Source organism: Streptomyces sp. NPDC056734, from assembly GCF_042790455.1.
GTDB lineage: Bacteria > Actinomycetota > Actinomycetes > Streptomycetales > Streptomycetaceae > Streptomyces.
Genome location: NZ_JBHTZD010000016.1, coordinates 148,303 through 161,412 on the forward strand (window position 1 = coordinate 148,303; position 13,110 = coordinate 161,412).

A 13,110-nucleotide genomic window follows, 5' to 3' on the forward strand; every position below is an offset into this window, starting at 1 on the left:
TCTCCGTCCTCATCCCGCCTCGGGCCTGACCCGCGCGATCACCGGCAAGTGGTCGCTGCCCGTGGCGGGCAGGGTGTCGACATGGCCGACCGTCCCCGCGCGGGCCATGACCTGGTCGATGCGGGCCACCGGGAAGGCGGTGGGGAAGCTGAAGGCGAACCCCCGCTCCGCCGTGTTCAGCCGTGACGTCAACGGGGTCAGCCCGCGGTCGTCGACGGTGCCGTTGAGGTCGCCGAGGAGCAGCACCCTGCCCAGTTCCTCGGCGGCGATGGCCCGGCCCAGCAGGCCCGCGCTCTCGTCCCGCCAGGACGACGCGAGGCCGCCCGCCCCGACGCGGACCGATGGCAGGTGAGCGACGTACGCCGCGATATCCCCGTACGGCGTCCGGACCACCGCCCGCAGCCCACGACTCCATGTCTCCGTGATCTCCCGGGGCTTGATGTCCACCGCCCGGATCCCGGTCAGCGGATGCTTCGACCACAGGCCCACCGTGCCGTGCACGGCGTGGTGAGGGTAGTTGGGGGCGAGTGTCCGCGCGTACACCTCCCGCGCGGGTGACACCAGTTCCTCCAGGGCGATGAGATCGGGCCCGGCGTCGGCCAGGGCGCGGGCCGTGCCCGCCGGGTCGGGGTTCTGGTCACTCACGTTGTGCTGCACCACGAGCAGATCGCGCGGGCCGGGCTCCCCGGCGGGCAGCAGCAGACCGCCGAACTGATGGGTCCACGCCGCCACCGGCAGCAGCAGCGCCAGCAGCGCGACGCCCGACCGGCGCAGCATGGCCGCCACCAGCAGCACCACGATCACCAGACCGAGCCACGGCAGGAACGACTCCAGCAGACTCCCCAGGCGGCCCACGGCATTGGGCACCGCCCGAGGGAAGGCCACCAGCCCCGCGATCACCACCGCCGCCACGGCGGACACCCGCCCCCGGCCCCACCATCGCGCCCGCATCGACTTCCCCTGAACCATGGCTTCCCATCCGCTCGACCTCGCTGTCCAGGACGGATCGGCACAGAGATCAGTTCCCCCACGGCAGGCCCGGCCCCCGGCCCGAAGCCCCCGTACACGTCCTGAACGTCGCACCGACTCGGTGCGCCCGTCATGTGCCACCCCGCACGCCGCTGTGAGCCTCGTTCAGGTCGATGTCGTCGGTGTCGCCGCGACCCGACCTGGAGGAGGGCCAGTTGAATCCGGAGTACGCCGCGTACTGCCAGACCGACGGTGACTTCTACGACGCTCCGTCCCGCTTCACCGACGCCGACTCCGCGGAGAGCGTCAGCAGCGCGAGCCTGCTGCTCTGCCAGGGCGGCTCCGTCAGCCTGATCCAGTGCTTCTGAGCGCACTGACTGCCCTCGACACCTCGCGTGGCTGAGCCGCTGACCAACGAGGCGGTAGGGACCGGTCCCGGAATCCTCCGGGACCGGTCCCGTCACACCGCCCACCCGCCCCCACGCCGGACGGCCCGCGCCCCCGGGCCGCCCGACCGCCCCTGATCTCCTTCATCCCCTTCATCTCCTTGGTCCTTCTCGTCCTCGGCGCCACCGGGGGCGCCCTCGCCGCCCTCGCCCTCCCCGCCGCGCTCGGCGTCGCCCTGGACCGGGTCGTGGCCGACGGCCGTGTCCCCTGGTCCGTACGGCGATGTGCGCGGCCCTGACCGCCGCCGAGGCCGGGTTCGACGCGCTGGTCACCCTGCTCGGCGGTACCGGCACGGCGGCCGGGGCGGCCCGGCTGCGGACGGTCCTCCTAGGCCGCCTGCTGCACACCGAGGCACGGCACGCCGCCACCCATCCGCCGGGCGACCTCACCACCCGCCTGACGGCCAACGCCGCCGAGGCCGCCACGGTGCCGGTCGCCGTCGCCCAGACCGTCGCCGGGGTGCTGGACCCCACCCCCTACGCCGAACTCCGTGCCGTCTCCTTCGCCTACGGCCCCCACGCCCGCCCCGCCCCGTCCCGGACCGGCTGGACCTGGCCCTGTGGCAGGGCGACCATCTCGCCGTCGTCGGCCCCAGCGGCAGCGGCAAGTCCAGCCTCGCGGCCGTACTGGCCGCGGTGGTCGCCCCCACCGAGGGCGAGGTGCGCTGGCGGGGACGGCCCGTGTCCGAGGCGAGGGCGGCGGCCGGTGCCGTACGCACGCTCCTGCCGCAGCAGCCGTACCGCGCGGAAGCGTGCGGTGGAGCCTGTTCCGCTTACCGCGCGCCGCTCACCGCGCGGACCCGGGACGGCGTTCGCCCACCGCGTCCAGCAGCCGCCGGGCCCTGCTCGGCCGGTACGCCGGGCCCTCCAGCCGCAGCAGCGCCCCGTTCCGCACGACGGCGTACGCGACCGGTGCCGAGGACTGCTGGAAGGTCACCGGGTGGCGGCCCGAGGGCAGTTCGAGGCGGGCCGGGAGACGGAGGGCGGCGACCGTCCGCTCGGGGATCAGCTCGGCGTCCACCGCGAGGGCGGACACCGTCACCTTCACCCGTGCGGGAGCGGTGCCGTCCGTGGCCGGGATGTGGGGGAGGGGCAGCGTACGGTCTCCCCTCGCGGCGTTCACCGACGCGGCCTGTGCGGTGTCGGGACCGAGCCGCCGCTGACGTTGGCCGATGTCGAGGGCCAGCTGGCCGCTGCCGGTCCAGTAGGGGAGGGCGAGACGGCCGCCGGTCAGGGCGCAGGGCGCGGCGGGGCTGCCGCCCGCCGCGCCGCCGGTGACGCGGACCATCCGGTCGATGCCGAGGAACTGGACGAACGCCCAGACGTCGTGCACACCGCGCTCCAGCGGCCGTCCGCCGGCCAGCCGCTCCGGGTCCAGACGCAGCCTGCCGCTCGCCACGAGCCGGGAGCGGCCGTCGCCGAGCGGGCGCAGACCTACGTCCAGGTCACCCTCCGGGTACCACCAGTCCTCTCGGTCCCGGTCCTTGACCACGAGTTCGGCGTAGGCGAGCCGCGCGGGGTCGGGAACCTCCCAGCCGTCGTCCGTGCCGGGCACGCCGCTGAGCAGTTCCGGGTCGAGGAGGTACTTCCCTTCGCGTGCGGCGAGGGTGAGCGGTTCGCCGTCGCCGCGCAGCAGGCTGAGCGTGATGTCGGCGACCAGGTGGCCGTCCGCCCAGCGCGGGGTGCCGACCTCGGTATGGGCCCTGACCTCGCGGATGCGCTCGGCGAGGGTGACCGCGCCGTCGAAGTCGTCGCGTTCGAGGAGTTCGGCGCGGAGCCGGGAGACGGCGGGCAGGCCCTCGCGTACGGCGGCCGGGAACTCGGCCCGCGCCAGTTCACGGGCCGCCCGGAAGCGGGGGCGCTGCTCGGCCGGGTCCTCGCGCAGGATCTCGGGCTCGCGGGTGCGGGAGAGGATCTCGACGTGGTAGAGGCGGTGGAGGAGACGGTTCTGGAGCGCGTCGGGGTCGCCGGAGGGGGTGGTGCCGTCCTTGATCTGGCGGACGACGGTACGGAGGTTGGGCCAGAAGCCGTGCCGGGGGTTGAAGCGGTGCTGGGTGTTGTTGCCACCGTCGTCCCGCTTCATCCAGTAGTAGCAGGGATAGTCGGCGAGGACCGCGATCCGCTCGGCCTGGAGATAGGCGGCGCTGACGAAGAGCAGATCCTCCAGGATCCAGGGACCCTCGGGGAAGCGCAGGCCGTGCCGCTCGACGAAGGCACGCCGGAACATCTTGTGCGGGGACATGCTCTGCATCAGCTCGTCGTTCTCGATGGTGCAGGCGTCGACCGTGTGCCGGAACAGCCGCCGGGGGCGGACCATGGTGCTGGACATCTTGCCGAGCACGACATCGGCGTCCGTGCGCCGCGCGTGCGCGTACAGCCGCTCCAGCGCCTGCGGCCCGAGCAGGTCGTCGTGGTCGACGAACTGGAGGTACTCACCCCGGGCGTGCTCCATTCCCGCGTTGCGCGGGGCGCCGGGCCAGCCGGAGTTCGGCTGGGTGTGCACCTGGACGTTCGCATGGTCGGCGGCGATCTTCTCCAGCCGGATCAGCGTGTCGTCCGTCGACCCGTCATCGACGTAGATGACCTCGTACTCGTCGGCGGGCAGACTCTGCCCGAGCAGCGACGGGGCGCATTCGTCGACGTACTTCCCGGTGTTGTGGACGGGAACGATGACGCTGACCTTGACTCTCGGCATCTGCTGGACTCTACCGGGCCTGCTTACGCCATCCGGTGGCGCGGATCAACGGGCGGATCGCTGGGCGGATCCCTCTGGGCCCCGGCCGTCGGCGTGATCCTCCTCGACCTCGCAGTCCAGGCGGCCCACGTCACCAACCGGACCGTCCTCTACGCGCTCCACCCCGACGCGGGCAGCCGGTTGATCGGCGGATGCATGGTCTGCCACGCGATCGGCAGCGCCGCCGGAGCCATCGCCCACCCTCCACTCGGCGGCCGGCTGGGGCGCCGTATGCGTACCGGGCGTCGCGTTCGGTGGCTTCGGGCTTGTGCTGTGGGCGGTGACCCGACACAGCTCCCCGGATCACGTGTCCGAGGTGACCGCTCGCGAGGCGGCGGACCACTGAACCGGCGGAGCCTCCTACGGCTCCCGGTCGGTCCGCCGCCCCGCGCCGACCCTCCTCGCCAGCCATACACCGAGCGCCGCCAGGAGGGCCGCCGCCAGGGCGTACACCGGCAGCCAGAGGGTCGTCGTGGCCGCGAGACAGTCGTTGACGGCGTGTTCGCTCTGGTCGCTTCGCGCGGACTCCAGCGCGGCGCTGTCCTGCCCCGCGAGGCCGCCCAGCGTGGCCTGCGCCTGGAGGGCGGCGTAGTCGCCGAGGCGGGCGCACTGGGCGCGGGTGCCGGGCATCGGGAAGAACCAGGCCCAGCGCTGCATGGCGGGGGCCACCGCCAGGGCCACGCACAGGCCGACGACCAGGGCATAGACCGTCAGGCTCCGCACGTACCCCGCTCTCGCGCCTGGCGTGGGGGACGGAGGGCTGGTGAAGGAGACGATCACCGCGAGCAGCGTGATGCCGAGATAGGTGGAGAACCACTGCCATGAGCCGGAGGACAGCGCGAAGGCGAGAACGGCGGCGAGCGCGGTGCCCAGCACCCCGGCCCGATTACCGGCCCCCGGGTCCGCGCCGGGGGCGATGGCGCCCTGGGCGAGCGGACGGCTGTGGTCCTCCATGCCTCCTCCGCCTCCCGTCCACTGCTTCGGCTGCTTCCTCGGCTGCTTCCTCGGCTGCTTCCTGCCTCGGCCGGGGCTCCAGTCTTGGACCGACGCCCCGCCCGTACCCGCACACCATGCCGAGCTGCCCGTCCCGGTCGCCTGGTTGGCGGGTGCTGTGGATGCCGAGGGTGCCGGGATGCCGCGGGTGCCGGGATGCCGGGGCGCCTCGGGTGGCCGGATATCGCAGCGCTGTTATATTAGCGCTGTGACATCCTCTGATCCCACAGCGCTCCCCGACCCCTGGCGCTCCCTGCACCTGCTGCTGGCCGCCATGGACGCCGAGATCGAGCAGGTCTATGTCGAGCGCGGTATCGAGGGGGTGCGGCCACGGTTCGCCTATCCGCTGATCCGGCTCGCCCACACCGGGCCGCTGACCATCCGCGACCTCGCGAAGTCCCTGGACCGTTCGCACTCGGCGGTCAGCCAGACCGTCGCCGCCATGCGCAAGGAGGGCCTGGTGACCTCCGAGCCGGGCCCCGACGCCCGTACCCGGCGGATCGACCTGACCGAGCGCGGCCGGTCACTGGTGCCGTTCCTGGAGGCGGAGTGGCGTGCCACGCACGCGACGGTCGCCGAGCTGGACGGTGAGATCCCGTACGCGATGACGGCCGTTGTCGAAGAGGTGCGGCGGGCACTGGAACAGCGGTCGATGCGGGAGCGGATCCTGCACCATCTCGTCGAGCCACCGCGATGAGAGCGCGGATCCGCTTCCTGGACACCCGCCCGCTGCGCGGCAGCCGTCCGTTCCGTGATCTGTGGATCGGTACGACCGTCTCCCAGCTCGGCGCGCAGATGGCCAACGTGGCCGTGCTGGCCCAGGTCTGGGACCTGACCGGCAGCCCCATCGGCACCGGCGCCATCGGGCTCGCCACCGGACTGCCGATGGTGCTCTTCGGGCTGCTCGGCGGCACCCTGGCCGACAGTGTCGACCGGCGGGCGCTCGTACGGGCCACCACCGCGGGCCAGTTGCTGGCCTCCGGCGGCCTGTGCGCCCAGGCTCTGGCCGACAACCGGAGTGTCGTGCTGCTCCTCGCCCTGGTCGCCCTGGGGACGTCCTGCGCCGCTCTCGGCGCGCCCGCCCGACGCACCTTCCCGGTCCGCCTGTTGCCCGGTGACCAGGTCGCGGCCGGTCTCGCGCTGAACAGCCTCTCCTTCCAGGCCGCGATGCTCGCCGGGCCCGCGCTGGCCGGGGTGGTCATCGCCCGCTGGGACCTGCCGGCCGCCTACGCGACCCAGGCCGTGGCCACGGCGGTCTCCGTGCTCGCGGTGCTCCGCCTCCCCGCCATGCCGCCCCAGGGGACCGGCGCTGCGGGCGGCAGACGCCGGCCCGAGCGCGGCGGATGGCGGATCGTGCTGCGCCGCCCGACGCTGTGGGGCTCGCTGGTCACCGACCTGTCCGCGACGCTGCTCGCCATGCCGATCGCGTTGTTCCCGCTGGTCAACGAGATCCGTTTCGGCGGCGATCCACGAACCCTCGGCCTGTTCCTGTCCGCTGTCGCCGTCGGTGGGATCACGGCCGGTCTGCTCTCCGGCACGGTGACCCGCTGGCGCCGGAGCGGACTGGTGCAGCTCTGCTCGGCAAGTCTGTGGGGTCTGGCGCTCGCCGGTTTCGGTCTGGCCGGGCCGCTGTGGCTGGCACTGGGCTTTCTGGCCGTGGCCGGCGCCGCCGACACCGTGTCCGTGGTCACCCGCAGTGCCCTGGTGCAACTGGAGACCCCGGACGCGTACCGGGGGCGGGTCTCGTCCGTGGAACATGTCATCGGCGTCGCGGGTCCCGAACTGGGCAACTTCCGTGGCGGCCTGCTGGCGTCGGCCACCTCCGCGTCCTTCTCCCTGGTCGCGGGCGGACTGTCCGCCGCCCTGGCGGTCGCCGCCGTGGCCGCGACCAACGGCCCCCTGCGCGCCTACCGCACACCGCCGCCGCCCGCCGCGAAGCCGCCCGCCGCCGAGGTCACCGACTCGGCGGTGACGCCCGGATAGGGCCGCCGAACCGCTTCCGGGTGTGAGTAGCTGAGGTACAGGACGTAGCGCCGAGATTGATCATGGTCGTGCGCTGGGGATTCTCGCGTCCGGGCGAGGTCGGGGACGTAGGCGTTCTGGCGTGCGGCGAAGTCGGCGTGGGCCTGTTCGATGGCCTCGGGGTACGCCACCCGTTTCTCGTGCTCGGCGAGTGCGCGGTAGATGTCGGCGACGGACGGGCTCTGCCCCTTGCGCTTGCCGGTAGGGATGATCAGGTCGGGCTGGATCCGCTCGACGGACTCGCCGTTCGCCCGCCTGCGGAGCACGGTGTGCAGCATGTCCTCGGTGATGACTGGCGGCCGGCCGCCGTGCTTGCCCTTGCGTGCCGCGCTGTCGAGCCCTTCCGGGGTCGACTCCCGGATGTTCTCCCGCTCGGTCTCCGCCATCGCCGCGAAGAACGAGAAGAGCGGCTTCCCCGGACCGGTGCGGTCGTACCTGCCGGGTAGGGGTCCGGCCGGCATCTCCAGCACCAGGCCGTGCGCGGTGAGGTGGTCGGCGAGCGCCGTCAGCTTTGAGTGAGAACGGGTTCTGAGAACGAATCCGGGTCCGGCGAGGCTTCGGTGGCCTGCTGTTGATCCTGCTCGCGCAATGGACCGTTTGTGAGAACGTCGGTAGGTCGAGCGGGTCGACCCGTCAGGGCATGGACGCGACCATTCAGAATGGTCGGTAATTGATTCGCGCACGCGCGAGCCCGCGCATTACCGTGCGCGCCATGGCAAAGGCGCACGTTCTCACGTCCCGGGCGGACGACTTCCCCCGCTGGTACCAGGACCTGATCACCAAGGCCGAACTGGCCGACAACGGGCCGGTCCGCGGCACCATGGTCATCCGACCGTACGGGTACGGTCTGTGGGAGCGGATGCAGCAGGAAATGGACACCCGGATCAAGGACGCGGGCGCCTCCAACGCGTACTTCCCGCTCTTCATTCCGCAGTCGTACCTGACGAAGGAGGCCGAGCACGTCGAGGGTTTCGCGCCCGAGCTTGCCGTTGTCACACACGCCGGCGGCAAAGAGCTGGAGGAGCCCGTCGTCGTCCGCCCCACCTCCGAGACGATCATCAACGACTACTTCTCCAAGTGGGTGAACAGCTACCGCGACCTGCCCCTGCTCATCAATCAGTGGGCCAACGTGGTGCGCTGGGAACTGCGCCCGCGCGTGTTCCTCCGTACAACGGAGTTCCTGTGGCAGGAGGGCCATACCGCGCATGCCACCTACGAGGACGCCCGGGACTACGCCGCGCACATCCACCGGAACGTGTACGCCGACTTTATGGAGAACGTCCTCGCCATGGACGTCGTGCCGGGACGCAAGACAGCCAGGGAACGGTTCGCGGGCGCGATCAACACGCTCACCCTGGAGGGCATGATGGGCGACGGCAAAGCCTTGCAACTGGGCACCAGCCACGAACTCGGCCAGAACTTCGCCAAGGCGTTCAACACGCAATACCTGTCGAAGGACGGCCGGCGGGAACACGTCTGGCAGACCTCCTGGGGCTCCACCACGCGTCTGATCGGCGCGCTGGTGATGATGCACGGAGACGACAACGGTCTCCGCGTCCCGCCTCGTCTGGCCCCGATCCAGGCAGTGGTCGTCGCCATCAAGGGCGATGACGCGGTCCTGGCCAAGGTCCGTGAGATCGGCGACCGGTTGAAGGCGGCGGGTGTACGCGTCCGTGTCGACGACCGCACTGACACGCCGTTCGGCCGCCGCGCGGTCGACTGGGAGCTCAAAGGCGTGCCCGTACGGATCGAGGTGGGGCCTCGCGACCTGGAGAGCGGGACCGCCGTGCTGGTCCGCCGCATCGCGGGAAGCAAGGAGTCGACGGCGATCGACGCGCTGTCCGCCCTGCTGCCCAGGGTCCTGGAGGACGACCAGGCGCTGCTGCTGACCCAGTCCCGTCGGCGCCGCAGGGACCGCACCGTCGAGGTGACCACGGTCGAGGAGGCTGAGGAGGCCGCGAACAGCGGCTGGGCGTGCATCCCCTGGGCCACGCTGGGCCCGGAGGGCGAGGCGAAGCTCGCCGAGCGGGGCGTGTCCGTGCGGTGCCTGGTCGCCGCGGATGGTTCGGTCCCCGAGAGTGACGATCAGCCGGGCAACGTCGCCGTGATGGCACGCGCCTATTGACCCCGCCGGCCGCGAAGTCGAACTGGTAGCGGCCCACGAAGTTGATGTGCTGGTCCTTGAGCGGGGAACAGCAGGTCCGGCAGGTACCGCGCTGTGCGGATCTGCACCGCCATGCCGAGGCGATGCCCGCCGGACCGTCGCAGTGCTATCAGGTCGCGGTCGTCGTCATCGAGGAAGAAGAACCGCTCCAGCTCGGGGCGCGTGGGCGTCTCCCCGAAGGCCCCGTACGCAGCGGCGCTGCTTCCTGTACCGCAACTGCTCACCCCCGGCTTCCCGCCGGTCGTCCTGGCCCTCCGGGGTTCACGCCGTCGTCGTACAACCGCTGCCGCTGCGGTGGGCCGGGCGGCGGGCGGGGAGGGGTGGTGCGGGGCGGCTGTGGGGGGATCGCTGGAGGCCGGGCCAGGGGAGCGTGGCGGTCAGGAGCCAGGTGACCCGGTCGGCGAAGTGGGGTTCGGGGACGGGGATCTCGACGCCGGGATGCCGGGTGTAGTGGCGGGTGACGGTGTCGGCGACATAGCGGGTCAGGGCGTCGATACGGTGGCGCCGGGGGCGGGCGCCGGGGCCGGTGGTGAGCCGGCTGAGGGTGCGCAGGACGGTGGGGAGGCTGGCGTCGAAGCGGATCTGGTGGGGCGGACTGACACCGGCCACGGTGAGGGTGTCGGTGCCCTGGTCGGCCAGGACCGGGTCCTGCTGGGCCTGATGGGCTTCGTGGGCCTGGTGCCGGTAGAAGTCGGCGGCGTGCTGCTCGCCGCGGATCTGGTGGTAGAGGGAGAGGGTGTGGCAGGCGGGCGGGTGGCCGTCCCCGGCGGCGTACTGCCACCAGAAGCGGGCCCCGTCCTCGATCCCGGCGACATGCAGGGCGCAGCCGAGCAGCCAGGCGGAGTGCAGGTCGGGGATCTGGTCGGTGAGGAAATCGAGGGTGCTGTGCCGGACGGTGCCGATGGCCGTCTCGCACAGGATGCGCAGGTACTGGGCGTCGGACCCGTCGTGGACGACGACGCCCGAGGGCGGGCCGGGGTGGCGGGTGGCGTCACCGGGGTGGGCGTCGTCGGGGACGTCGGGGTGCGGGTGCAGCCGGGCACGGGCGAGGAGCTGGTCGATGGCAGTCGCGGCAGTCATGGCGGTCATGGCGGGTGGTGTCACTCCGGGGTCGGGATCGGGGTCGGGGTCGCTGGGCTCGGTGGACTCGGCGGGCCCAGGAAGTCCTTGAGGGCGGCGCGTGCGTGATGGTCCACGGCGTGGGTGATGGCATGGGCGTGGCCGAGGACGTCCGCGATGCGCCGATGGGGGATGCCGCACAGATGACGCAGGACGACGACGTCCAACTGGTCCTCGGGCAGGCGGGTGATGGCGTCGAAGAGATCGACGAGTTCGGTCAGCACGACGAGGTGTCCCGGAGCGGCGGCGCTTTCGTGCACCTCGTGCGTGGAGAACACCGCCGGGCGCAGATCGACCCGGCCGTCCTGCCGGCGCGAGGCACGGACCAGGACCCGGGAACGGAACAGCCGCCAGGCGTAGCGGTGGAGGTTCTCACTGGTCACGGCGTCGTTCCAGCAGACCCAGAGCATGTCGAACGCCTCGCGGACCACATACCGGGCGCGGCGGTCGGTCAGCAGAAAGGCGCGGGCGTAGTCGGCGTACGTCCCCGCCATGCGCTGAGTGAACGCCTGGTACGGCAGCGGTGGCCCGTGCCCGTCGTGGGCGACCTGGGATATGGAGTACTCGATCCAGCCATCCCCCTTGCGGGCCTCCCTGGCACCCGCCGCCCACAGCCGGCGCAGCGGCCGGGCGGGCAGGTCCAGGGCGTGGGTCACGCTGAAAGTGATCTCCCAGGCGGGGTAGTAGCCATTGCCGCGCAGGAGTTCACTGATCCGGGTCTTGGAGTAGCCGGATCGTTCCACCAGGTCGTCCAGGGTCAGCCCGCGCGAGAACAGGACGGTGCGTACGGGCTCCAGCCAGGCGCGGTGCAAAGGGCCCGCGTCCTGGGAGATGGGCGCGGGCGGGCGCCCGCGTTTGGGGGTGGCGGGCAGCGGCGGTGGTGTCGCCGGGCCGGGCGAGGGCGTCACCGCAGTGCCTCCCGGCAGACCGGCCCGTAGGCTCTGACGCCCCGTGGCCGGGCCCGGGTGCTGGGGGCGGTGAGGAAAAGGAAACGGACGATCTGCCGGGCCAGAAGGCCCGGGGAGAGCAGCAGGACCGCGGCCGCGACCGCGTGCCCCAGCACGATCGAGACCGTGCTCCATGCGAAGACCGCCGCCAGGACGGCAACGGTCAGCACCTTCTTACAGGACATCGCACTCGGTTTCTGTGAGCGAAGCAAGCGACAGCCCTTCCCGGCACCGGTGCTGACGCGGCGCCAGGAAGGACCGCCAGCATGCCGCCAACCCCACCTGCCACGCCACGCGGTCACGGAGTTGCGGAACAAAGGCCCACCGCGCCACCGCCCGTCACCCACCACCCACCCCGGCATTCTGACGCCCCCGGCCCGCACGTCGTTCACCTCAGCGAACGGTTCGGGGCGCGGTACGAGAACGCGGCCCGCTGCGACCGGCGGGCCCCGCCCGGCACCCGACCGTCGGGCGTACATATGGAAACGATATTGCAGGACTCTCCCAGTCACCCCACCTGTCGCCCGGCGGTGCTGAGTCGCGCGTCGGAGAGGGGTGGGTCGACCTTCCGGGTGGCCGTTCCTGGCCTCCATGCCGCGTAAATTACCTGGTCGTGGCCCCTTTAGAGAGATTCGGCCACGCGGCACCCCGCCGGATCCCGGCAGCGCGCATCCCCCGCGAAACCCGCAGTGTCACACCCTTTGACACCCCGACGGCCCCAGTCGCATGCTCAGGCCACGATCAGTGATGGAAACCTTTCCATAGCTAGGGAGCATTCCGATGAGAGCGCGCGCCGCGCGGCGGCGGAGCGGATCCTCTCGGTACTGTGCCCCGACCCTCCCGACCTGGACGCGCGCGTCGACGAGCTGGACCTGATGCTCCAGCAGGTGTGCGTGATCGCCCGCGGCCTGCTGCGGCGACCCCGGCTGATCGTCCTGGACGAGGTCACCTCGACGCTCGACATCACGATCCGCGACCGCTTCTTCGCGGAACTGCGTCGGCTCCGCGCCGCCGGGGCCGGGGCACTGTTCATCTCGCACCGCATGGACGAGGTGCTCGCGCCGGCCGATCGCTTCGTCGCGCTGCGCTCGGGGGCGACCGTCGGCACCCTCGACCGTGGCGAAGCCACCGCCGAGCGGCTGGTCCGGCTCATCTCCGGCGAGGAGGCCGCCAAGGAACGGATCCGGGCCGTGCGCGCCACCCCGACCGGCGGCCGCCCGGTCCTTGAGGCCGTCGGCGTGCGGGTCCGGCCCGGCGCCGACCCGGTCGACCTGACCGCCGGGCGCGGCGAGATCATCGGGCTCGCCGGGCTCGAAGGCCATGGCCAGGACGAGTTCCTGCGCGTCCTGGCGGGGCTGCTGCCCCCCGGGGCGGGCACGGTGCGCGTCGTCCCGCCGGACGGGGGCGACGCGGTCGCGGTCCGCTCGTACCGTCAGGCGGTGCGTCTCGGCATGGCCTACGTACCCCGGGACCGCAAGGCGGAGGGCATCGCCGACGTGCTCTCGTCGCGGACAACTTCAGCGTGCCGACGCTGCGCCGTGACTCGCTCGCCGGAGCGATCCGCCGCCGGGCGACGGCGAGACGGTTCCGCGACTTCGGCCGGACCGTGAATCTGGCGCCCGCCCCCGGACCCCGGTGGGCCGGCTCAGCGGCGGGAACCAGCAGAAGGTGATCACCGCCCGCTGGCTCGCGACCGAGCCCGGCGTGCTGCTGCTC

The 13,110-nt window shown here is 72.2% G+C and carries 13 protein-coding genes and 3 pseudogenes; 8 read left to right on the plus strand and 8 right to left on the minus strand.

From position 1 onward, the window contains the following. Nucleotides 1-9 precede the first annotated feature (9 nt). A complete protein-coding gene (locus ACFRFC_RS24630) occupies nt 10-969 on the minus strand; it encodes an endonuclease/exonuclease/phosphatase family protein (protein WP_382691411.1) in 960 nt (319 codons plus the stop codon). 182 nt (nt 970-1,151) lie between these two features. On the opposite strand from ACFRFC_RS24630, the gene ACFRFC_RS24635 reads away from it, so the two are divergent. The 3 genes and pseudogenes from ACFRFC_RS24635 to ACFRFC_RS24645 all read left to right on the plus strand — a co-directional run. Beyond that, complete coding sequence (locus ACFRFC_RS24635; RefSeq protein ID WP_382691413.1) at nt 1,152-1,337, plus strand: hypothetical protein; 186 nt, start codon at nt 1,152-1,154, stop codon at nt 1,335-1,337. 179 nt (nt 1,338-1,516) lie between these two features. Then, nucleotides 1,517-1,654: a hypothetical protein gene (locus tag ACFRFC_RS24640; RefSeq protein WP_382691415.1), complete on the plus strand. Its 138-nt coding sequence runs from the start codon at nt 1,517-1,519 to the stop codon at nt 1,652-1,654. Beyond that, nucleotides 1,641-2,060: pseudogene (locus ACFRFC_RS24645) on the plus strand (ATP-binding cassette domain-containing protein); the annotation flags it as partial. The gene ACFRFC_RS24640 and the pseudogene ACFRFC_RS24645, both read left to right, overlap by 14 nt. A 142-nt stretch (nt 2,061-2,202) precedes the next feature. On the opposite strand, the gene ACFRFC_RS24650 reads toward ACFRFC_RS24645, so the two are convergent. Further along, complete coding sequence (locus ACFRFC_RS24650; protein ID WP_382691417.1) at nt 2,203-4,110, minus strand: glycosyltransferase family 2 protein; 1,908 nt, start codon at nt 4,108-4,110, stop codon at nt 2,203-2,205. 69 nt (nt 4,111-4,179) lie between these two features. On the opposite strand from ACFRFC_RS24650, the pseudogene ACFRFC_RS24655 reads away from it, so the two are divergent. Next, nucleotides 4,180-4,495: pseudogene (locus ACFRFC_RS24655) on the plus strand (MFS transporter); the annotation flags it as partial. A gap of 14 nt (nt 4,496-4,509) precedes the next feature. Here the strand turns inward: ACFRFC_RS24655 and ACFRFC_RS24660 are convergent. After that, nucleotides 4,510-5,103 carry a hypothetical protein gene (locus ACFRFC_RS24660; RefSeq protein WP_382691419.1) on the minus strand — a complete coding sequence of 198 codons (594 nt, stop codon included), beginning with the start codon at nt 5,101-5,103 and terminating at the stop codon, nt 4,510-4,512. 247 nt (nt 5,104-5,350) lie between these two features. Here ACFRFC_RS24660 and ACFRFC_RS24665 point away from each other — a divergent pair, with 247 nt between their 5' ends. After that, nucleotides 5,351-5,839 carry a MarR family winged helix-turn-helix transcriptional regulator gene (locus ACFRFC_RS24665; protein ID WP_382691421.1) on the plus strand — a complete coding sequence of 163 codons (489 nt, stop codon included), beginning with the start codon at nt 5,351-5,353 and terminating at the stop codon, nt 5,837-5,839. Further along, nucleotides 5,836-7,125 carry an MFS transporter gene (locus ACFRFC_RS24670; RefSeq protein ID WP_382691423.1) on the plus strand — a complete coding sequence of 430 codons (1,290 nt, stop codon included), beginning with the start codon at nt 5,836-5,838 and terminating at the stop codon, nt 7,123-7,125. Before ACFRFC_RS24665 ends, ACFRFC_RS24670 begins: the two co-directional genes overlap by 4 nt. Here the strand turns inward: ACFRFC_RS24670 and ACFRFC_RS24675 are convergent. Further along, nucleotides 7,050-7,847, minus strand: a complete 798-nt coding sequence (locus ACFRFC_RS24675; protein WP_382691425.1) for a recombinase family protein — start codon at nt 7,845-7,847, stop codon at nt 7,050-7,052. The two genes, ACFRFC_RS24670 and ACFRFC_RS24675, sit on opposite strands and share 76 nt — an antisense overlap. A gap of 29 nt (nt 7,848-7,876) precedes the next feature. Between ACFRFC_RS24675 and proS the strand changes: the two genes are divergently transcribed. Next, nucleotides 7,877-9,289, plus strand: coding sequence for a proline--tRNA ligase (gene proS / locus ACFRFC_RS24680; protein WP_382691427.1), 1,413 nt, complete (start codon nt 7,877-7,879; stop codon nt 9,287-9,289). Between the two features lie 80 nt (nt 9,290-9,369). On the opposite strand, the pseudogene ACFRFC_RS24685 reads toward proS, so the two are convergent. The 4 genes and pseudogenes from ACFRFC_RS24685 to ACFRFC_RS24700 form a co-directional block, all read right to left on the minus strand. Continuing rightward, nucleotides 9,370-9,552, minus strand: a pseudogene (locus tag ACFRFC_RS24685) (DUF4158 domain-containing protein); the annotation flags it as partial. A 37-nt stretch (nt 9,553-9,589) separates the two neighbouring features. Further along, on the minus strand, nt 9,590-10,408 hold the full coding sequence (locus ACFRFC_RS24690; protein WP_382691429.1) for a hypothetical protein: 819 nt from the start codon (nt 10,406-10,408) through the stop codon (nt 9,590-9,592). A 20-nt stretch (nt 10,409-10,428) separates the two neighbouring features. Beyond that, a complete protein-coding gene (locus tag ACFRFC_RS24695) occupies nt 10,429-11,355 on the minus strand; it encodes an XRE family transcriptional regulator (protein ID WP_382691431.1) in 927 nt (308 codons plus the stop codon). After that, a complete protein-coding gene (locus ACFRFC_RS24700; protein WP_382691433.1) occupies nt 11,352-11,579 on the minus strand; it encodes a hypothetical protein in 228 nt (75 codons plus the stop codon). The genes ACFRFC_RS24695 and ACFRFC_RS24700 overlap by 4 nt, the downstream gene beginning before the upstream one ends. 516 nt (nt 11,580-12,095) lie before the next feature. Between ACFRFC_RS24700 and ACFRFC_RS24705 the strand changes: the two genes are divergently transcribed. Beyond that, nucleotides 12,096-13,004, plus strand: coding sequence for a hypothetical protein (locus tag ACFRFC_RS24705; protein WP_382691435.1), 909 nt, complete (start codon nt 12,096-12,098; stop codon nt 13,002-13,004). Nucleotides 13,005-13,110 lie beyond the last annotated feature (106 nt).

Bases quoted from the DNA above. Each gene is read 5' to 3' on its own strand.
- ACFRFC_RS24630 (WP_382691411.1), bottom strand. From the start codon at position 969: ATGGTTCAGGGGAAGTCGATGCGGGCGCGATGGTGGGGCCGGGGGCGG.
- ACFRFC_RS24650 (WP_382691417.1), bottom strand. From the start codon at position 4,110: ATGCCGAGAGTCAAGGTCAGCGTCATCGTTCCCGTCCACAACACCGGG.
- ACFRFC_RS24660 (WP_382691419.1), bottom strand. From the start codon at position 5,103: ATGGAGGACCACAGCCGTCCGCTCGCCCAGGGCGCCATCGCCCCCGGC.
- ACFRFC_RS24670 (WP_382691423.1), top strand. From the start codon at position 5,836: ATGAGAGCGCGGATCCGCTTCCTGGACACCCGCCCGCTGCGCGGCAGC.
- proS (WP_382691427.1), top strand. From the start codon at position 7,877: ATGGCAAAGGCGCACGTTCTCACGTCCCGGGCGGACGACTTCCCCCGC.
- ACFRFC_RS24690 (WP_382691429.1), bottom strand. From the start codon at position 10,408: ATGACTGCCGCGACTGCCATCGACCAGCTCCTCGCCCGTGCCCGGCTG.
- ACFRFC_RS24700 (WP_382691433.1), bottom strand. From the start codon at position 11,579: ATGTCCTGTAAGAAGGTGCTGACCGTTGCCGTCCTGGCGGCGGTCTTC.